Origin of the sequence: Sphaerotilus sp., from assembly GCF_034519685.1 — a bacterium.
Lineage (GTDB): Bacteria > Pseudomonadota > Gammaproteobacteria > Burkholderiales > Burkholderiaceae_C > Sphaerotilus.
Genome location: NZ_JAXHOF010000006.1, coordinates 1114231 through 1134658, shown reverse-complemented (window position 1 = coordinate 1134658; position 20428 = coordinate 1114231). Strand labels below are relative to the sequence as shown.

Here is a 20428-nt window from a genome sequence, read left to right as displayed (position 1 = left end):
GGGGCGCGCAGGCGCTGGAATTCAAGTCTTTTGAATGATGCCATCACGCCGCAGCCGCCTCGGCAGAACCCCCGGCGCGCATCATGGACACCTCCACACAAGGCACCGCCATGATCACCCTGCGCCCCTCCCTCGCCCGTGGCCACGCCCAGCACGGCTGGCTCGACAGCTACCACAGCTTCTCCTTCGCCGACTACTTCGACCCGGCGCACATGGGCTGGGGCAATCTGCGGGTCATCAACGACGACCGCGTCGCCGGCCACCGCGGCTTCGGCCTGCACGGCCACCGCGACATGGAGATCGTCACCTACATGCTCGCCGGCGAGCTGACCCACCGCGACAGCCTGGGCCACGGCGCGGCCATCCGCCCCGGCGAGGTCCAGCGCATGAGCGCGGGCACCGGCGTGCGCCACAGCGAGATGAACCAGGCCACCGAGACCGCGCACTTGCTGCAGATCTGGTTGCTGCCGGCCGCACGCGACCTGCCGCCGAGCTATGACCAGCAGACCATCGCGCCAGCCGACAAGCGCGGGCGCCTGCACCTGGTCGGCGCGCCGGCCGGCGCGGCGGACGCGGCGCAGGCCACGCTGCAGCTCAATGCGGATGCACGCCTGTGGGCGGGCCAGTTCGACGGCGACGAATCCGCCACACTGGCGCTCGACCCCGCCCGCAAGGCCTACGTCCATCTGGCCCGCGGCCGGCTCACGGTCAACGGCCACGCGCTGGAAGCCGGCGACGCGCTGCTGCTGGCGCAGGAGTCCGGGCTGGTGATCGGACAGGGCGAAGACGCCGAGGTGCTGGTGTTCGACCTGGAGGCCTGATCCGGTCACCGGCCACCGGCCAGCCCGTCCGCTGCGCGCTACAGTCCCGCCATGGACTTCCTGATGCGTGCACTCCGGGTGCTGCCGCTGGCCGACTGGCTGGCGCTGCTGACCTTCTTCACCGGCTGGATCGGCTATGTCCGCTTCGCCAAGGCGCGCTCACAGCGGCGGCCTTCGGTGCTGGCCACCACCAACCGGCTGCGGCTGGACTGGATGCACGAGGCCACCTTCCGCGACAACCGCATCGTCGACGCCGCGGTCTCGCAGAGCATGGCCTCCAGCCCGAGCTTCTTCGCCTCGACGACGATCTTCATCATCGGCGGCCTGGTCGCGGCGATCGGCGCCGGGGACAAGACGGCCGAGATGGTGCACGACCTGCCCTTCACCACGCCGACGACCACGCTGGTGCTCGACCTGAAGCTGCTGGTGCTGACCGGCATCTTCGTGCATGCCTTCTTCCGCTTCACCTGGTCGATGCGGCAGTACAGCTTCGGCGCCCTGCTGATCGGCGCCACCCCATCGGCCAAGGACTTCGAGGCCGCCGCCGACCCGGACCTGCGCCGCCGCCATGCCGAGCGGGCCGGCCACATCCTCGGGCTGGCGGCGGAAACCTTCAACGACGGGCTGCGGGCGGTCTACCTGAGCTTCGCCACGGTGCTGTGGCTGCTGTCGCCGCTGGCGTTCGTGGTGGGCACCGTGGGGGTGATCGCCGTGCTGTTCCGGCGCGAGTTCCACTCCGACGTGCTGGCGGTGCTCAACGAACCGGTGGAGTCCCCGCGTCCGCCCGCAGCGGAGTGAGCTGCGCCCCGAGCGCCTCGCGTGCATCGAAGACGAAGCAGCCGCCCTGCCAGCCGGGCGCGCCGTCGGTTTCCTCGAAGTATTTCAGGATGCCGCCTTCGAGCTGGTAGACATGGTCGAGGCCGATGTCCTGCAGGTAGATCGCCGCCTTCTCGCAGCGGATGCCGCCGGTGCAGAAGCTCACGACGGTCTTGCCCTCCAGCTCGGCGCGGTGGTCCAGCACCGCCTGCGGAAACTCGCTGAACTTCGAGATGCGCCAGTCGATCGTGCCGACGAAGGTGCCATGGTCGATCTCGAAGGCGTTGCGGGTGTCGAGCGTGACGACCGGACGGCCATCGTCGTCATGGCCCTGCGCCAGCCAGCGCGCCAGCACCGCGGGCGCCACGCTCGGCGCACGGCCCGCTTCGGGGTGGATGCTCGGGTGGTTCATGCGGATGATCTCGCGCTTGACCTTGACCTTCAGGCGCAGGAAGGGCGTGGTGGCACTCCAGCTTTCCTTGGGCGCCAGGTCGGCGAAGCGCGGTTCGGTGCGCAGATAGGCCACGAAGCTGCGTACACCGTCGGCCGGGCCGGCCAGGAAGAGGTTGATGCCCTCCTCGGCCAGCAGGATCGTGCCCTTGAGGTGGTTCGCCGCGGCGTTGCCCTGCAACTGGGCCCGCAAGGTCTCGGGATCGACCAGCGTGACGAACTTGTAGGTGGAGATGTTGAGGATGGGGGCGGGGGTGGAGGTGTTCACGGCGCCGATTGTAGAAAGGCCGGCGCCCGAACACCCCCCGCCTAGATCAAGCAGGCTGCATGCCGCGTGTCACGGCATCAAGGCGCCGACGCCGCGGCCCCCACCATGGCGACCTGCCCGTTGCCAGAGATGCACCGGATCGGCGCCGGCTGGCGCACGGGCGCCTCGGACACCCAGACCTCGACCCGGCGCTCGCGGGCCGCATCCTCGGCGCCGACCACCGGCGCCGGCGCGAACCGGCCGACACCGCGCACGACCCGCACCGGCACACCTTGTGCCGTCAGGGCATCCGCCACGCTGGCGGCCCGCTGGTCCGACAGCGTGCGGTTGGCACAGAAACCGCCCGGGTCGTTGGCCACGCCCAGCACCATCACCGAGACCGGCTTGGCCGCCACCTGCTCCTTGAGCTGGCGCGCCAGGCGGTCGACATCGGCACGGGCCACCGCGTCCAGCTCGGCCGATTCGGACGCAAAACCGATGCGCCCGGTCATCAGCTGTGCGCCGCGGATCAGCGCGAGGTAGTCCTTGGGCTGCTTCACGGCCGCACCCACCGCCAGCGGACCCACATTCGCCTGGTCGATCAGCACCGGCGCCGCGCTGGCCAGACCACCGCTGCGCAGCCGGCTCTGCCCGGCCGGACCGGCCAGGAACTGGGCATAACGCAGGGCCACCGGCGACGGTGCGGCCGGCAGCTGCACCACCAGCCGGTGTGTCAACGGGTAACGTTCGGCCGCGACCGACTCGGGGGTGGGTTTCCAGACCGAACCGATCGAGTCGACCACCGCCAGCACCTTGGCCGAGCCGACCGCCGACAGCGGCACCAGCCCGAGGGCGTGCTCATCGGCCGTGACGGCGGTGACCAGGTCCGCATCCGAGCCGTGGCGCTGCAGATCCGCAGCCGCGCTCGCGCTGCCCAGCACCTGGTGCCACACCAGCGTCCAGCTGTCGGCGCCCTCGCTGCGCACATTCACCCGGACCGGACCGGCCGTGCCCCCCAGCCTGGCGCCATCGACCACCCGCCCCCCGAGCAGCTCGCGCAGCTGCGAGAGGCTGATGCGCTCCATCGGATTGCCCGGGTGCACGACCACGGCGAGCGCGTCCATGCCCACCAGCACCTGGTTGTCCTTCAGCTCGTCCCCGGAAGTCGACGAGACCCGGCGCAGGCTGGCCGCGTTCGGCGCAGCGGAGCCTCCGTCGAATTCGAGCCGGATGTCCTGGCGCAGTCCCCCGGGCCGCCGGGCAGAGACCAGCACGGCGCCACGGGGATCCGGCGGACTGCGGTGGACCTCCACATGGCCCTCCTGCGTCAGGAAGGCCTCCAGCAGCTCCGCGCTCAGCAGGGGGCCCAGGGCATCCATGCCGTGCAGGGTGAAGACCTGGGGGGTGCCGACACCGGGCGGCTCGTTCTCGATGGCCGAGGCGGCCTGCGCCACCGCCAGCGCGGCGGGAGAGACCGACGAGGCATTCGCCTCCTGCCCCGCCGCGCCGGACGTCGCCCCGGAGGACCACCAGGTCCAGCCCGCTCCCAGCGCCAGCGCCACGACCAGCGACGACGACACCCAGCGCAACGCACCGGCGCCCTTGCGCTCCAGCCCACCGTCGCCCAGCGGCAGCAGGGCCGCGCCGCACGTCGGACAGCGGGCATCCTGGTCCGGACACGGCAGTTCGGCCCGGGCTGCAGCCTGGCTGCAAGCGGCGGGCAAATTGGTACACACACCTCGGCTCATTGCACGGTTTCCTGTCTGGCCAGTTTCATGGCGGCACGGGCCGCTTCGTTCCAGTCGCGGCTGATGGCGTCGCGCTGCACAGGCGCGGCCTGGCTGCGCAGCAGCTCGATGCGCTGACGCATCGCGTCGCGCAACGCGGTCTGGGTGTGGATCTGCTGCATGTCCTGCGCCTGCAGGGCCAGCGTCACCGCGTCGTGGAGGTCGTGCAGCACGCGCTCGCGCGACTGCTCCACCGCCTCCACCGGGCCACGGCCCAGGCAGACCCGGTCCAGCTCGAACCCGTCCTCGTCCAGCCGCACATGCAGCAGCATCGGCTCGCCGCTGACCGGATCGCTGTCCTCGCGCAGCAGCCCGAAAGCCTCGGCCAGCAGCACCACCGAGCGGGCCCGCGCCTTCTGCGCGTCCACATCGGCGGCCAGCAGTTCGGGCAGCTCGGCATGGTCGTCGAGCTGCAGCCAGAGCGCCGCCCGCCCGGCCTGCAGGCGGTGGGCCTCATGGCGCAGGTGCAGCTCCTGGACCCGCGGCAGCGCCTGCAGCGGCAGACCGCGCACCGTGCGCAGCAGCACCAGCTCGCCCTGTCCTTCCGGCAGTTCCTGGACCTGCGTCTGCACACGGCCGATGCGGTGGACCAGTTCGGCCACGCTCGGCAGTGCGGGCACCGCACGCTGCACGGGTCGCTCGACCACGAGTGCGCCTCCACTGCCGTCCCCACTGCCGTCTTCGGACGACGAGGACTCGGACGCACCGGACGCCTCCGCCATGGCCTCCTGCGCCGTGTCGGGCTGCGGCGCCGCCGGCACACGCAGCAGATCCTGCACCACCACCGCAGCCGTGTCCCGACCGGCCACCGTCGGCAGCCAGGCCAGACCGGCGCTGGCGCGGGTCAGCAGACTGGAGAGGTCACGCGCAGCAGCATCGGACTCCCCGTGCAGCCGCATCACCCAGGCATCCCAGGCGGCAGACACCACCGGCTGCAGCGCGGCCGGCGGCAGGCGCCGGGCGCAGGCGCCCAGCAGCGCGTCGCAGGTGTCCTGTTCGCCAAAACGCTGCGCAAACACACGGAAGCTGGCCTGCTCGCCCAGCTGCGTGAACAGGCCGGTACGCAACACCCGCAGGTGTTCACGCTGCACGGACTCGCGGGTGACCAGCTGGGTGCGCCAGTGCGCCAGCAGCTCGCGGGTGTCGAGCCGGCCGTCGGCGTCGGCCACATTGAGCGGCGGCAGGGCGGCAGTGGCCGCGACATCGGTTTCCTCGGCCAGCGTGGCCACGGCCATCTCGCTCGCATCGACCATGCCCTGCAGCGTGGTGAGCTGCGACTGCACCTCGGCCAGCAGCCGCAGGCTCAGCGTGATGGCGCTGGAGCGGGTGCGGGCCAGCGCATATTCGCGCAGCAGTGTCGTCGCCTCGTTCAGGTCGCGCTCGCGCACGCCCCGCAGCAGGCCCAGCGCCTGCAGCGGCCCGGTGGCCGCCTGCTCCAGCGTGTCGAGCTGTCGGTTCAGCACGGTGGCCTGCGTCTCCAGCCCGCGCTGCTCCTGGCGCATCGGCTCGATGCGGTCGGCCAGATCGGCCAGCACGGTGGCCAGCAGCTGCCCGCAGTCGTGCAGGGCACGCCGGCCCTGGCGCCAGTCCTCCCACAGGCTGGTCTCGACCCGCTGACGCACCACCACCGCACGGCGGCGCAGCGTGTGGTCGGGCTGGTCGAACACGGCCTCGATGCCCTGGCCGCGGAAGCGCTCGGCCAGACCCTGGTCGAACAGGCGGCGCAGCTCGTTGATGCGGCGCGAGGGTGCGACCAGCGCGATCAGGCCGACGAAGTGCGTCTCCAGCATCTTCCACTCCTGCTCGATCGAGAGGGTGGGCAGCGCATCGCCGTCGATTTCGGGCAAGGGCACGGCGAGCTGGAAATGCGCCTCGCTCAGTCCCCAGGCGTTCAGCAGATCACCCAGGACTTCCGTGCCGCCGGCCCGCGGATGGGCGACGAAGCCGAGGCCGGCGCGCCAGTGGTTGTAGCGCAGCTGGGCCAGCAGCCGCAGCATCAGCTCGTGGCTCAGGTGGGTGCGCACGGCGTGGCGGTCGGCGCTGCGTTCAGCCACGCCATAGGCGGCAAATTCGCCCGTCCGCCGGGCCGCGGCAGACGTCGACGCAGAGGCCGCTTCGCCGACCCGGTGGAACAGCCAGTCCGCCAGCCGCTGCTCGCGACCGGCGGCATCGCGTGGCTGCAGACCACGCTCATCGGTCATCGCCCCCAGGAAACACAGCGAGAAAGCGCCGGACTGGGCGGCCGCCTGCAGCTCGCGCAGTGCCGCATAGGCCTGGACTTCGGACAAGGGAGCCGGATGGTCGCCCGCCGTGTCGAGGTCCGGCAGCTCGACATGGACCTGCACGTCGAAGCGCTGCGCGGGCGGGTGGCGCTGCAGCAGCGCCAGCATGTCCAGCAGCAGACCGGCGCCGGTCGTGCCCCCCAGGTGGGCGACGACGTGCACGGTGAGGGTCGGGTCGGAGGTGCGGGCCTGCAGCGCCTGCACGGCCGCATCGATGGCACAGCGCACACGCGCCTGGTGCAGCGACAGCAGCAGCCGGCCGAGCCGGCGTGTCGGCCAGCCCGGCAGGCGCAGGGCCACGCGCGACAGCGGCCCGTCCACAGCGCCGAGCTGCTGCAGGCGCGCCATCCAGCCGGTGCCGTCCGGTGCCACGGTGGAGCGCAGGTCGGTGCGGGCCTGCAGCAAGCTGGCGAGCGCCTCGCCATCGGCCGTGAGCAACACGCGCTGTGCGGCCGGCGGCATGCTGCGCACACCCAGGACACGCCAGCCCGGGGCGTTGTCGGCCAGCGGGCGGGCATCGGTGTCCAGCAACACCGCCTCGACGGCCGGGCGACGGCTGATCGGCCCGCCCTCCACACGGGCCTGCAGGCGCTGCTGCAGCGCCTGCCAGACCCTGATACCGGCTCCCCCGAGCCCGAGAATCAAATGGTTCATGTAATGGTCGTACCTAGGATGCAAGTCGTGCAGACCGCCGCCGCGTGGGGTCCGCAGCGGCAGGTGAAGAGGGTATGGGTCGAACGCCGGACAACTTACCCCGTGCAGACCGACATCGCAACGACGACAGAGGGGGTAAAGCGCCGCCATTTTGCGATATTCTCAATTCAAGCCCGGGGTCGGAATTGGCACTTTGCGCGACATCAGGAACATCCGGCACATTCGTGGCCACCCCCTTGACAGGCTCGCGCCGTGAGGCCGCTGCCTACAATCACCGGATGCATTTTGTCCACCTGCGCACCCACACCGAATACTCCGTCGTCGATGGCACCCTGCGGATCGACGACGCCGTCAAGGCGGCCGCCAAGGACGGCCAGGCCGCCATGGCCATCACCGACCTGTCGAACCTGTTCGGCGCCATCAAGTTCTACAACGCCGCCCGCAAGAAAGGCGTGCAGCCGCTGCTGGGCGCGGACATCTGGCTCGAACCCGAAGGCCCGGCCACCGCAGGCGATGCGCGGCCCCCTTCCCGGCTGCTGCTGCTGGTGCAGAACCGGCAGGGCTACCTGAACCTGTGCGAGTTGCTGTCGCGGGCCTGGATCACCAACGTGCAGCGCAACAACCAGGCCTGGTTGAAGTGGGCGTGGCTGGAGGAACTGGGCGAGGGGCTGATCGTGCTGTCCGGCGGCGTGATGGGCTGCGTGGGGCAGGCGCTGGCGATGGGGGATCAGCCCCGGGCGCGTGATCTGGCGAAGCGGCTGGCGGCGCTGTTCCCGACGCGCTTCTATCTGGAGGTGCAGCGCGCCCAGCTCCCCGGCCACGAGGCCAACGTGCGCGCCACCGTGCCGCTGGCCGCCAAGCTCAAGCTGCCGGTGGTCGCCACGCACCCCATCCAGTTCCTCGAAGCCGATGACTTCGACGCCCACGAGGCGCGCGTCTGCGTGGCCGAAGGCGACACGATCGGCAACGCCAAGCGCGTGCGGCGCTTCGGCCGCGACCAGCATTTCAAGACGCAGGCCGAGATGGCCGCGCTCTTCGCCGACCTGCCCGCTGCGCTGGAGAACACGGCCGAGATCGCGCGCCGCTGCAGCCTGACGCTGGTGCTGGGCAAGCCGCAACTGCCGAACTTCCCGACGCCGCTGCTGGCCGACGGCACGCCGATGCCGATGGCCGACTACTTCCGCCAGCTCTCCTTCGAGGGCCTGGAGGACCGCCTGAAGCTGCTCTACCCGAACGTGGCCAAGCGCGACGCGGAGCGCGCACGCTACGTCGAGCGGCTGGAGTTCGAGCTGACGACGATCCTGAAGATGGGCTTTCCCGGCTACTTCCTGATCGTGTCGGACTTCATCCGCTGGGCCAAAGCCAACGGCTGCCCGGTCGGCCCAGGGCGGGGGTCCGGCGCCGGCTCGCTGGTCGCCTACGCGCTGTCGATCACCGACCTCGACCCGCTGCAATACAACCTGCTGTTCGAGCGCTTCCTGAACCCCGAGCGGGTGTCGATGCCCGACTTCGACATCGACTTCTGCCAGGGCAACCGCGACCGCGTCATCGACTACGTCAAGGAGCGCTACGGCCGCCCCGCCGTGAGCCAGATCGCCACCTTCGGCACGATGGCGGCCAAGGCCGCGCTGCGCGACATCGGCCGCGTGCTCGGCATGGGCTACGGGCACGTCGACTCGATTGCCAAGCTGATCCCCGCCCCGCCGGGCAAGTCGGTGACGCTCGCGCTGGTGCCGGACGAGCCGGACGGCGGCGTCATCTACGCCCGCAAGGAAGCGCCCGAGCTGGAGGTGCGCGAGAAGAACGAGGAGGAGGTGGCCGAGCTGCTCAAGCTGGCGATGCGCGTGGAAGGCATGGTGCGCAACATCGGCATGCACGCCGGCGGCGTGCTGATCGCGCCGGGCAAGATCACCGACTTCTGCCCGCAGTACCAGCAGCCCGGCAGCGACTCGGCGGTCAGCCAGTACGACAAGGACGATGTGGAGGCGATCGGCCTCGTGAAGTTCGACTTCCTGGGACTGGCGACGCTGACAATCCTCGAACTCGCCAAGGAGTTCATCGTCACCCGCCATGAACACCGCAAGGACTTCGCCTTCGAGACCATCCCGCTCGACGACGCCGCCGTCTACCGGCTGTTCTCCGACGGGCTGACCGAGGCGGTGTTCCAGTTCGAATCGGGCGGGATGCAGCGCATGCTGCGCGACGCCAAGCCGAGCCGGCTGGAAGACCTGATCGCGCTGAACGCGCTCTACCGCCCCGGTCCGATGGACCTGATCCCAAGTTTCGTCGCGCGCAAGCACGGCCGCGAGGTGGTCGAGTACCCGCACCCGCTGGTGGAGAAGGTGCTCGCCGAGACCTACGGGATCATGGTCTACCAGGAACAGGTGATGCAGACCGCGCAGGTGCTGGGCGGCTACAGCCTGGGCGGCGCGGACATGCTGCGCCGCGCGATGGGCAAGAAGAAGGCCGACGAGATGGCCACCCACCGCGCCATCTTCCGCAAGGGCGCGGCCGAGAAGGACATCAGCCAGGACAAGGCCGACGAGGTCTTCGACCTGATGGAGAAGTTCGCGGGCTACGGCTTCAACAAGTCGCACGCCGCCGCCTACTCGCTCTTGGCGTACCACACGGGCTGGATCAAGGTCCACCACACGGCCGAGTTCTTCGCGGCCAACATGACCATCGAACTCGACGACACCGACAAGCTCAAGGTGCTGCGCGACGATGCGATGAAGAACTTCGGGATCGGCTTCGAGGCACCGGACGTGAACGTCGGCGTCTACCGCTTCGAGCCGGCGCCGGGCAAGGCCGGCAACAAGCTGATCCGCTACGGCCTGGGCGCCGTCAAAGGCACGGGCCAGGGCGCCATCGAGGCCATCCTGCGCGCCCGCACCGAGGGCGGGCCGTTCCGCTCGATCTTCGACTTCGCGGCCCGCGTGGACCGCAAGAGCCTCAACAAGCGCGTGATCGAGGCGCTCATCAAGGCCGGTGCCTTCGACAAGCTGCACCCGCTCGGGCTCGACGGCCGGGCGCAGTTGCTCGCCAGCGTCAGCCTCGCGCTCGAATACGCCGATTCACAGGCGGCGCACGCGGACCAGGGCGGCCTGTTCGACTTCGGCGATGCCGGCGACAACCACGGCAGCTCGACCCGCGAGCCGGACTACCCCGCCGTCGAGACCTGGGACGTGAAGACGCGGCTGACGCACGAGAAGGTGGCGCTGGGCTACTACTTCTCGGGCCACCTGTTCGACCAGGTCGAAGCCGAGGTGCGCCAGTTCGCCCGCCGCTGCATCGGTGACGCGCAGGACAGCCGCGAGCCGCAGACCCTGGCCGGCATCGTCGCCGACCTGCGCATCGTGAATGGTCAGCGCGGCAAGGCGGCGATCTTCAAGTTCGACGACAAGACCGCCGCGATCGAGTCGGTGGTGGCCGAAGATCTGCTCAACGCGCACCTGGCGCAGCTCAAGGACGACGAGCTGCTCATCCTCACCGGCAAGGTGCAGAACGACCGTTTCAGCGGCGGTCTGCGCTTCAACGTGCAGCAGATCACCGACCTCGCCACGGCGCGCAGCCAGCGGGCGCGGCACCTGCTCGTCCCGGTGACCGACACGCTGCCGGCGTTCGAGCAACTGCTGGCCGACCACCCGGCGCGTCCGGCGCCGCCGTCCGAGTACGGCGAGGAGACCCGGCCGCAGGGCGTGAACGTGCGCCTGCGCATCCAGCGCGCGACGGCCACTGGGGATGTGGACCTCGGCGATGCGGTGCGCTTCTTCCCGAGCGACGCCGCGCTGGCGTGGTGGAAGGCGCAGACGCGCGGCGCGGCGCGGCTGGTCTACAGCGACGAGACGGCCTGAGCCGGGGCGGTGGCGGCACCTGTCGCCGCCCACCAGTCCAGCACACCCTGCCCCGCCACGCGCCCGCTCGCGAAACACGCCGTCAGCAGGTAGCCGCCGGTCGGCGCTTCCCAGTCGAGCATCTCGCCGGCGCAGCACACGCCCGGCAGCGCCGCGAGCATCAGCCCCGCGTCCATCGCCTCCAGCCGCACGCCGCCCGCGCTGCTGATCGCCTCGTCGATCGGGCGCGGCGCGTTCAGGCGCAGCGGCAGCGCCTTGATGCGACCGGCCAGCGCAGCCGGGTCGGCGCACAGCGCGGTCCACTGCGCCGCGTCCAGCCCCTCGCGCAGCAGCGCCGCCTTCACGCCGGCCAGCCCGGCTTGCTCCTTCAGGTGGTTCGGCATTGAGCGGGCGCCGCGGCCCTTGGCCAGCGCGGCGGTCAGCGTCGGCAAGTCCTTGGCGGGCAGCAGGTCGAGGTGCAGGTCGGCGTGGCCGTTCGCCGCGATCTCGTCGCGCAGCAAGGCGGATGCGGCATAGACGAGGTTGCCTTCGAGGCCGTCCGCGCTGACCACGGCTTCGCCGAGGCGGCTGAAGTGGTGGCCGAGGCGGTCGGTGAAGGTCAGGCGCACGCCCTTGAGCGGCGCGCCGGCGTGCTTGTCCCGCAGGTGGGAGCTCCAGGCGATGTCGAAGCCGCAGTTGGACGGCACCAGCGGGCGCACATCCACGCCCTGCCCCGCCAGCCACGGCTGCCACGCGCCGTCCGAGCCGAGCCGCGCCCAGCTCGCGCCGCCCAGCGCCAGCACGACGGCGTCGGCGTGAACGGTCTTCGCGCCGGTCGGGGTGTCGAACTGGAGTGTCCAGCGGCCCGCCTCGGTGGCCTCGGCAGGTGCAGCGGTCAGGGCGCCATTCCAGCGGTGGCGCATGTGCAGCGTCAGGCCGGCCGCGCGCAGCCGGTGCAGCCAGGCGCGCAGCAGCGGCGCGGCCTTCATCTCGGCCGGGAAGACCTTGCCGGAGCTGCCGACGAAGGTGGAGATGCCCAGTTCGCCCGCCCAGGCGCGCAGGCCGTCGGCGTCGAGCCGGTCGAGCCAGGCGGAGACCTCGGGCTGGCGCTCGGCGTAGCGGGCGCGGAAGGTGGCGGCGGGCTCGGCGTGGGTGAGGTTCAGGCCACCCTTGCCGGCCAGCAGGAACTTGCGGCCGACGGAGGGCATGGCGTCGTAGAGCGCGACGCGGGCGCCGCCGGCGAGGAGGGTTTCGGCGGCCATGAGGCCGGCGGGGCCGCCGCCGATGACGGCGACGCGGGGGGGCTGGGCGGAACGGAGGGGCGTAGTCATCGCGGGAGTCTAGTGCCCCGAACCGGCACGAGACAGCCGACAGCCGCTAATGCGCAGCAGGCCCGTGGCACACGCCCATCCGTGCGGCCAGCCCGGCCAGCCGCTTGTCCAGCGTCCACAGCGTGGCCCCCGGCGTGATGCAAGTCGAGGCGAGCAGCACCAGATCCACCAGCCCGCATCCCAGCCCGTACAAGCGCTCGCGCTCGATCAGCGCCATCACCTCAGACAGCGTGGCCTGCCGAACGGGCTGGAGCTGCCTGAGATTGTCGAGTGTCTGCTGGCGTGGTGCCGGGGGTGTCCCGCAAGCGAGTTCGGCCACCACCATCGGGTGTGTCCAGGCCATGTCCAGGCTGAGCAGGGCCACCAGTGCGCCGTTGTGGTGGCGAAAGTGATCCACCCAGACGGAGGTGTCGACGAGCACGCAGGCCATGGCGCTCACGCCGCAGGCGCTTCCTGGCGGCGTGGCACGTCCTGCATGTCCGGCACGGCCCCACCCAGCGCCGCCAGCCGCTTGGCCGCCTGCACCCGCACGAAGGTCTTGACCGCCTCCCGGAAAAGATCGGCCTTGTCCATGGTGGGATCGGCCATGGCGAGGGCCTGTTCATACAGCTCGTCGTCGAGGGTGACGGTGGTTCTCATGGCGGGCACCTGCATCTGGATGGATGATGGTTGGCATCATATTCAACACCAGGTGCGATTCCTGTGCTGGGCGCGGAGCAAGGTACGCTCCGCCCCGCGTGTTCAGCCAACCGAGACCAGAACACTCGCTGCGTCAGCTTCTGCGTGACCAGCAGCCCAATCTGCGTGCGCTCCTCCAGACTCAGGCTTGAATACTCTTGTCCCATCGGCTCAACCTGTTGATTCCATTGCGGTGTTGCACTTCAGTTTAGAGCGTGCCCTAGTACCGGGCGGAATTGAAGGCGCTGGTCCCGGCGCTGCTGGCGCGCTGGCAGCCGGTGCTCGGCGTGGCGGCGAGCGCCTGGGGCATCAAGCGCATGAAGACGAAATGGGGCAGTTGCACCCCGGCCAGCGGGCGGATCTGGCTCAACCTCGATCTGGCGCGGCAGCGGCCGGCATGCATCGAGTACGTCGTCGTGCATGAGCTGGCGCACCTGATCGTGCGGCGGCATGACGCGCAGCTCCGGGCGCTGATGGACCGGGTGCTGCCGGGGTGGGCGGCGCTGCGGGCGGAGCTGAACCGGGGGACGCTGGCGGACGAGGTGTGGCGGGAGTGACCGCGGGCATCGCCTATCCCAATGCCGTCCTCAGAACGACCCCACTAGCGTCCCCAGTGCCACCACGGTGGCCAGCGACACGACCGGCACCGCAACGGCCACGACAAAAATGTCCCCATACGACTGGCGATGGGACAGGTGGCAGATGCCCAGCAGCGTGATCACCGCGCCGTTGTGCGGCAGGGCATCCAGCCCCCCGGTGGCGATCGCGGTCACCCGGTGCATCAGCTCCATCGACACCCCCGCCACATTCGCCATCTCGACATACGCGCCGCCCAATGTCTCCAGCGCAATGCTCATGCCGCCCGAGGCCGAGCCCGTGATGCCGGCCAGGATGTTGACCGCGACGGACAGCGAGACCAGCGGATTGCCACCGCCGAGCCCGAGTACGGCATCGCGGATCAGCGCAAACGCCGGCAACGAGGCGATCACGGCGCCGAAGCCGACCTGGCTGGCGGTGTTGAACATCGGCATCACCGACGCATTGGCACCAGCGCCGATCGACAGGTTCAGGCTGGCGACCGTGCGCCGGTCGAGTGCGGCCATCAGCACGATCGACAGCACCAGCGCGGCAATGATCGCCCACAGGCCACGCAGTGCCGCCATCGGAGTGGCGCCGAATTCGGGCCGTGCCAGGTAGCTGGTGTCCAGTGCGGGGAGGATGTGTGCGCTGAACAGGTAGTTCAGCACGATCACCGCCAGCACCGGCGCCACCGCAGGCCCGATGGCGGGCAGCGCGGCCCCTGCAGAGGCGCCGGACGCCTCGTCATCGCCATCGTGGGCAGGAGCGCCGTAGCCCTCCCCCGCCGCACGCGCCGCACTGGCACGACGCCGCAGCCAGCCCAGGCCGAGCCCGAGCATGACCAGGCCGGCGATCACGCCCAGGCCGGGCGCGGCAAACGCGGTGGTGCCGAAATAGGGCATCGGGATGGCGTTCTGGATGGCCGGCGTGCCCGGCAAAGCGGTCATGGTGAAGGTGAAGGCGCCCAGCGCGATGGTGGCCGGGATCAACCGCTTCGGAATGTCGGCCGCACGGAACAGCGCGACCGCGACGGGATACATGGCGAAGGCCACGACGAACAACGAGACACCCCCGTACGTCAGCACGGCGCAGGCCAGCACGACCGCCAGGATCGCGCGCTGGCTGCCCAGGCGCGCCACCAGCCAGTGGGCGATCGAGCGTGCCGAGCCGCTGTCCTCCATCAGCTTGCCGAAGATGGCGCCGAGCAGGAACAGCGGGAAGAACGCCACGATGAAGCGTCCCAGTGCCGGCATGAACACCTGGGTGTAGCTGGCCAGCAGCGGCGCACCCGCCAGCAGCACCGCCAGCAGCGCACACAGCGGCCCGAGCACGAGCACGCTGATGCCGCGGTAGGCGAGCCAGATCAACAGTCCCAGTGCCAGCACGATGCCCAGCAGCCCGCTCATGTCGGACACCTCCCGAGGGCGATGATGAACGTCTGTCTCATGGTTCTCCTCCACCCGCGAGGCGTCGCTGGGCTCTGTGCAGTTGCTGGGCGGACCGGCGCAGTGCACTGCACCGGCGCAGGGCCTGCTCCATCTGACCCAGCGTCAGACGGGTATCGACACCGGCCGCCAGAAGGTCGGCCTTGAGGTCTCCATAGCGCACCTCCATCGCCCCCAGGTCGGCATCCAGGCCGGCGACATCGGTCGGGCCGCTCGCAGCGCAACGCGCCAGCAAGGCGTCCGTGGCCGAGCGCCATCCGGCCGAGGCCGAGGCCAGGCGGGCCTCGGTCAGGTCCGGCGGCGGCAGCGCGGCGGCGGCCATCGCCAGCTCGGCGGCCGCCGCGTGGTGGTGCTGGATGCGCAGCAGATCGGCCAGCCGCGCGCCGGCCACCGGCGACATCGAGCGGATGCGCAGCCGCTCGACAAAACGCTCGACGGCGGCATCCAGGCCCGCGAAGACCCGCTGGTCCGGCTGCAGAGTGCCCACCTGCGCACCGGCCAGCACCTGCCGGTTCATGCGGACCACCACCTGTCCGGCACGGGCCACCTCGCACGCCAGCGCATCCAGCGCCAGCGTGGGCACGGCCAGCACGGTGTCATCCAGGAAATGCGGGCGGGCTTCATCCTCCTCGCGGACCCGAAAACGCTGCTGCAGCCAGTGCGTGAGCCGGGCGGCCAGGGGCCACATCAGCAAGACGCCGATCAGATTGAACAGGGTGTGGAACAGGGCCAGCTGGGTCGTGGGATCAGCGGGCAGGCCGAGCGCCGTGCTTGCGCGGTCCAGCGCACCCATGAGCCATGGCAGGAGCAGTAACGCGACGACGCCCGTGAGCAGATTGAACACGACGTGCGCCAGTGCCGCACGGCGGGCATTCGAGGTCGCGCCCATGACCGCCAGCAGGGCCGTCACCGTGGTGCCGATGTTGGCGCCGATCACCACGGCGGCGGCACCCTGCACACCGATCAGCCCGCCCTGCGTGGCGGTGAGGGTGATGGCCATGGCCGCGCTGGACGACTGCATCAGCACCGTCATCAGTCCCCCGATGCCGATCTGCGCCAGCACCGCGGACACCCCATCGCCCTGCGGCAGGCGCATCTGGCCAGCCAGCCCGGCAAAGGCCTCCTGCAGCAGGGCAATGCCCATGAACAGCAGCCCGAAGCCTGCGAGTGCGGTGCCGATGGCGCCGCTGCGCCGGTTCTCGCCGGTGAGCCGCAACAGCGCGCCCAGGCCCGCCAGCGGCATCGCCAGCGCCTCCACCTTGAACTTGAGCCCGACCAGCGCCACGATCCAGCCCGTCATCGTCGTGCCGACATTGGCGCCGAACAGCACCCACAGCGCCGGCCCGAGCGCCAGCAGACCCGCGTTGACAAAACCGATCACCGCCACGGTCACGGCGCTGGACGACTGCACCAGGGCCGTGACCAGCATCCCGGAGGCCAGGGCGTGGGCCCTCGTCCGCGTGGCGCCGACCAGGATGTGGTGCAGAGCCGGACCGGCGGCCATCTTCAGGCCATCGGTCATCAGGCCCATGCCGAGCAGGAACAAGCCCAGCCCGCCGGCCATCAGGCCCAGAACCTGCACGTCGATCATGCGAGCCCCCAGGTGGCCGTCGCCACGATCACCGCGATGCACACCGCATTCAGCACCAGCCCGCAGCGCATCATCGTGGCCTGCGGCACTTGCTCGGTGGCGTAGACGATGGCGTTCGGCGGTGTGGCCACCGGCAGCATGAACGCGCACGAGGCCGACACCGCGATGGCGGCAGCGAACAGCGGCGGTGGCAGGCCCAGCGCCCCCGCCACGCCCAGGAAGATCGGCACCAGCAGCGCGGCCGACGCGGTGTTGCTGACCAGTTCGGTCAGGAACACGACGAACGCCACCACCCCCAGCAGCACCACCAGGGTCGGCGCGCCCTGCAAGGCGTTGGTGAGTGCGTCGGCCAGGAAGCGGCTCGCGCCGCTGACCCCCATCACCTCGCTCAGCGCCAGCCCGCCACCGAACAGCAGCAGCACGCCCCACTGCGTCCGGGATTCGATGTCGGGCCAGCCGATGGCCCCCGTGGCCACCAGCGCGACGATCGCGGCCAACGCGACGGCCGTGTCGATGTCGGCCGTGATGCCCAGCGCACGTCCCAGCGGCGCCGCGCCGATCCAGCCCGCCGCCGTGAGGCCGCACACGACCAGGGTGACCCGCTGCGGGCGGGTCCAGGGGGTTGCCGGTGTGCCGCCCTGGCCATCAGGGAGCAGGCTGCGTCCCCCCAGCCGAGGACGGAGCAGCAGGAAGAGCATGCCGGCCATCAGCGGCAGCAGCAACAGCACCAGCGGCACACCGAAGCGCATCCATTCGGCAAAGCCGATGCCGGCCTGTGCCGCCGCGATGGCGTTGGGCGGGCTGCCCACCAGCGTGCCGATGCCGCCGATGCTGGCGCTGTAGGCCACGCCCAGCAGCACGAAGGCCCGCTCGCGCGGCCCGTCCTCCTCGCGCAGCAGGCCCAGGGCCAGCGGCAGCAGCATCGCGGCCGTCGCCGTGTTGCTGATCCACATCGACAGCAACGCCGTCAGTCCGAACAGCCATGCCACGGCGGCATCGCGCCGGCCCGCCGCCAGGCGAAGCACGGCCAGCGCAAGCCGGCGGTCCAGGCCCTGGCGATGCAGTGCGGCGGCCAGCGCAAAGCCCCCCATGAACAGGAAGATGATCGGGTGTGCAAACGACACCAGCGCAGCGCGCAGGTCCATCAGACCCGTCAGCACGGCCAGCAGCGGCACCAGCAGCGCGGTGACGCTCAGGTGCAGCGCCTGCGTCATCCACAGGCCCCCGATCAGCACGAACAGCGCCAACCCGGCCCGCAGGGCATCCGGTGGCGGTGCGCTGCCGTGCACCAGCAGGGCCAGTGCCAGGCAGCCGAGCGCGCGCGGCAGTGGTCCCGCGCGCCAGGTCATGCCACACGCGCCGTGGACACCAGCACGTCGGTGCTGCCCTCGGCCAGCACATGCTTGCTCACGCTGCCCAGCAGCAGATCCTCGGCGGCCGACTGCCCATGCTTGCCCAGCACGACGAGGTCACAGTCCTTGTCCTGTTCATGTTCGAGGATGCGCTGGGACGCATCCCCCTCGACGATGCAGGGCTCCCAGTGGCCCGGTTTCAGCCCGCTGGCGGCCGCCAGCGCATGCACACGCCGGGTGGCCTCCGTGCGGGCCTGTTGGCGATAGTGGTCGATGGTGGCGGTGTCGACGCCGGCGAACTGCAGCTTCTCCTCGAAAGGCACCTGGTAGACATGGAGCAGCAGCAGCAGCCGGGCGTGCGGCGCCATGCGCCGTGCCAGCCGGATGGCCTGTGCCGACCAGGGCGAGAAGTCCAGGGCCACCAGGACACGCCGGTAGGGCGCATGCGGCGTCTGTCGCACCACCAGCACAGGCCGTGTCGTGCGGCGCAGCAGCCTCTCCGACGTGCTGCCCAGCACCATGCGGCGCATGAAGCCTGCACCGCGCGCGCCCAGGACCACCAGTGCGGCGTCCAGCACGCTGGCCTCGACGAGGATGTCGTCGAGCACCGAGCCGATGCTGTGGACCGTCTGTGCGGTCACCTGCCGGGTCGCCTTCAGCTCGTCGGCCAGCTGGCGCAGCTGCTGCCGCGTGCTGTCGTGCAGTTGCTGCTCCATCGCGTGGCCGGCCCCCAGCCATTGGCGCAGCTCCTGCAGCGCGCCACCGGGCAGGACATGCATCAGCGTCAGCGCAGCACCGGTCTCGTGCGCCAGACGGGCGGCACGGTCGACGGCATGGCGAGCGGGGGCCGAGAAGTCGGTGGCAGCGACGATGTGGTCACGGGGGGTCATGGTGCGTTCTCCGATGCACGGATGTCTCGGGCCAGACGCGCCGCCGCATGGTCGGCCGCGTCATCGAAGGGATTGAGGATCTGGTCGACGCCGGCCTCGGCCAGCGCATGCCCGTGGGCAGCATCGCGCACCGCCGCCACGATCCGACCATGGTAGTGCGCCACCTGGAGCGCGTGCAGCAGCGCCCGGTTGGACTCCCATTGCGGGAAGGTCGTGATCACCCAGCGCGTCTGCCGCAGCGGCAGCGATTCGAGGAAGTCCGGATCCTCGCCGTCGCCGAACACCACCGGCAGGCCACGGGCCTGCAGCGCGCGCACCGCCTCGGGGTCGAAGTCGACACCGATGACCGCGACACCCTCGGCCCGCAGCTGCTCGAACAGGCGGCACCCATAACGCCCCAGGCCCAGCACGATCACCTCGGCCGAGCGCGTGGCGCTGTCCTGCGGCTGCGCTGCCACCTCGCGGAAAGGGTGGGCGCGCTCGAACACCCGCAGCCAGGGTGCGAGCCGCTCGTACAAGGGCTGGGCGTACAGGATCATGTAGGTGGACACGGTGATCGTCACCAGCCCCACCAGGGTGGTCAGCCCGAGCGCCTGCACCCCCACATGCCCCAGCGTGATGCCCATGGCCACGAAGACGATGGAGAACTCGCTGATCTGTGCCACCGTCAGGCCGGCCAGGAACCCGGTGCGACGGCGGTAGCCCATGAAGCCCATGATGGCCATCACGATCAGCGGATTGCCGATGAGCACGAACAGCGACAGCACGATCGCCGGCACGGTCTCGGCGCCCAGCGTCGAGAAATCGAGCTTGGCCCCAAGGTCGATGAAGAAGAACAGCAGCAGGAAGTCGCGGATGCCGGTCAGCCGTGCATTCATGGCCTCGCGGTAGGGCGTGGAGGCCAGCGAGAAACCGGCCAGAAAGGCCCCGGCCTCCTTGCTGAAACCGGTCCACTCGCCCAGGGCCGCCAAGGCCACGCCCCAGGCCACGGCGAACACCAGCAGCAGCTCCTGGGAGCGCGCCATCGCGGCCACCACCACCGGCAGCACCCAGCGCATCAGCACGAACATGACCACGGCCGCCACGGCCAGGCGCCATGACAGCGACAGCAGCACCGCCCCCCAGCCCGCCGCCCCACCGCCCTCGCCACTGCCGCGCAGGGCGCTCATGGCCATCATGGCGATCACCACGGCCAGATCCTGCACGATCAGGAAACCCACCGCGATGCGGCCATGCAGGCTGTCCAGCTCACGCTTGTCCGACAGCAGCTTGACGATGATGATCGTGCTGGAAAACGTGAGCGCCACGGCCACATACAGGGCCTCAAGCCAGCCCTTGCCCAGCGCCAGCGTCAACGCGAACCCGATCACGATGGTGAAGGTCAGTTGCCCCAGCCCGGTGGCCAGCGCCACCGGCCCGATGTGGCGGATGTGGTGCAGGTCCAGCTTCAGACCCACGGCGAACAGCAGCACCGCCACACCCACCTGGGCGAGCAGGTCGATCTGGTCGTGGGCTGCAACCAGTCCGAAGCCGGCCGGCCCCACCGCGATGCCGACGACGATGTAGGCGATCAGCACCGGCTGGCGCAAGCGGACGAAGACTGCACCCGCCAGCGCACACAGCAGCAGCAGGAAAGCGAACTCAGAAAAGGAACCGTGCATGGTGGGCGGGC

At 70.5% G+C, this 20428-nt stretch carries 15 protein-coding genes; 4 read left to right on the top strand and 11 right to left on the bottom strand.

Annotated features, from left to right (window positions below; genetic code table 11):
• Positions 1-110 precede the first annotated feature (110 nt).
• Together U5O44_RS16315 and U5O44_RS16310 are read left to right on the top strand one after the other, a co-directional pair.
• Positions 111-821: a pirin family protein gene (locus U5O44_RS16315; protein ID WP_322590518.1), complete on the top strand. Its 711-nt coding sequence runs from the start codon at positions 111-113 to the stop codon at positions 819-821.
• A 51-nt stretch (positions 822-872) separates the two neighbouring features.
• Positions 873-1619 (top strand): DUF599 domain-containing protein, encoded by a 747-nt coding sequence (locus tag U5O44_RS16310; RefSeq protein ID WP_322589470.1) that lies wholly within the window; start codon positions 873-875, stop codon positions 1617-1619.
• On the opposite strand, the gene U5O44_RS16305 is transcribed toward U5O44_RS16310, so the two are convergent.
• The 3 genes from U5O44_RS16305 to U5O44_RS16295 form a co-directional block, all read right to left on the bottom strand.
• Positions 1576-2364 (bottom strand): sulfurtransferase, encoded by a 789-nt coding sequence (locus U5O44_RS16305; protein WP_416222219.1) that lies wholly within the window; start codon positions 2362-2364, stop codon positions 1576-1578. The genes U5O44_RS16310 and U5O44_RS16305 overlap by 44 nt on opposite strands.
• A 68-nt stretch (positions 2365-2432) precedes the next feature.
• Complete coding sequence (locus U5O44_RS16300) at positions 2433-4082, bottom strand: OmpA family protein (RefSeq protein ID WP_322589468.1); 1650 nt, start codon at positions 4080-4082, stop codon at positions 2433-2435.
• The gene (locus U5O44_RS16295; protein WP_322589467.1) at positions 4079-7057 is read right to left on the bottom strand and encodes a tubulin-like doman-containing protein; all 2979 of its coding nucleotides are present in this window, start codon (positions 7055-7057) and stop codon (positions 4079-4081) included. The genes U5O44_RS16300 and U5O44_RS16295 overlap by 4 nt, the downstream gene beginning before the upstream one ends.
• A gap of 278 nt (positions 7058-7335) precedes the next feature.
• On the opposite strand from U5O44_RS16295, the gene dnaE reads away from it, so the two are divergent.
• Positions 7336-10911: a DNA polymerase III subunit alpha gene (gene dnaE, locus U5O44_RS16290; protein WP_322589466.1), complete on the top strand. Its 3576-nt coding sequence runs from the start codon at positions 7336-7338 to the stop codon at positions 10909-10911.
• Here the strand turns inward: dnaE and U5O44_RS16285 are convergent.
• From U5O44_RS16285 to U5O44_RS16275, 3 genes are read right to left on the bottom strand one after another with little or no spacing between them, the layout of a single operon-like run.
• Positions 10890-12221 carry a TIGR03862 family flavoprotein gene (locus U5O44_RS16285; RefSeq protein WP_322589465.1) on the bottom strand — a complete coding sequence of 444 codons (1332 nt, stop codon included), beginning with the start codon at positions 12219-12221 and terminating at the stop codon, positions 10890-10892. The two genes, dnaE and U5O44_RS16285, sit on opposite strands and share 22 nt — an antisense overlap.
• 46 nt (positions 12222-12267) lie before the next feature.
• Positions 12268-12651, bottom strand: a complete 384-nt coding sequence (locus U5O44_RS16280; protein ID WP_322590517.1) for a type II toxin-antitoxin system VapC family toxin — start codon at positions 12649-12651, stop codon at positions 12268-12270.
• 5 nt (positions 12652-12656) lie between these two features.
• Positions 12657-12860 (bottom strand): type II toxin-antitoxin system VapB family antitoxin, encoded by a 204-nt coding sequence (locus tag U5O44_RS16275; RefSeq protein ID WP_322589464.1) that lies wholly within the window; start codon positions 12858-12860, stop codon positions 12657-12659.
• 275 nt (positions 12861-13135) lie between these two features.
• Here U5O44_RS16275 and U5O44_RS16270 point away from each other — a divergent pair, with 275 nt between their 5' ends.
• Positions 13136-13456 carry a M48 metallopeptidase family protein gene (locus tag U5O44_RS16270; RefSeq protein ID WP_322589463.1) on the top strand — a complete coding sequence of 107 codons (321 nt, stop codon included), beginning with the start codon at positions 13136-13138 and terminating at the stop codon, positions 13454-13456.
• A gap of 30 nt (positions 13457-13486) precedes the next feature.
• On the opposite strand, the gene U5O44_RS16265 is transcribed toward U5O44_RS16270, so the two are convergent.
• The 5 genes from U5O44_RS16265 to U5O44_RS16245 are packed head-to-tail and all read right to left on the bottom strand — an operon-like array spanning position 13487 to position 20417.
• On the bottom strand, positions 13487-14884 hold the full coding sequence (locus U5O44_RS16265) for a GntP family permease (RefSeq protein WP_322589462.1): 1398 nt from the start codon (positions 14882-14884) through the stop codon (positions 13487-13489).
• Between the two features lie 37 nt (positions 14885-14921).
• Positions 14922-16514, bottom strand: coding sequence for a Na/Pi cotransporter family protein (locus U5O44_RS16260; RefSeq protein WP_322589461.1), 1593 nt, complete (start codon positions 16512-16514; stop codon positions 14922-14924).
• The gene (locus U5O44_RS16255) at positions 16511-17863 is read right to left on the bottom strand and encodes an SLC13 family permease (RefSeq protein ID WP_322589460.1); all 1353 of its coding nucleotides are present in this window, start codon (positions 17861-17863) and stop codon (positions 16511-16513) included. The genes U5O44_RS16260 and U5O44_RS16255 overlap by 4 nt, the downstream gene beginning before the upstream one ends.
• The gene (locus U5O44_RS16250; protein WP_322589459.1) at positions 17860-18756 is read right to left on the bottom strand and encodes a universal stress protein; all 897 of its coding nucleotides are present in this window, start codon (positions 18754-18756) and stop codon (positions 17860-17862) included. Before U5O44_RS16250 ends, U5O44_RS16255 begins: the two co-directional genes overlap by 4 nt.
• On the bottom strand, positions 18753-20417 hold the full coding sequence (locus tag U5O44_RS16245; protein ID WP_322589458.1) for a cation:proton antiporter: 1665 nt from the start codon (positions 20415-20417) through the stop codon (positions 18753-18755). Before U5O44_RS16245 ends, U5O44_RS16250 begins: the two co-directional genes overlap by 4 nt.
• Positions 20418-20428 lie beyond the last annotated feature (11 nt).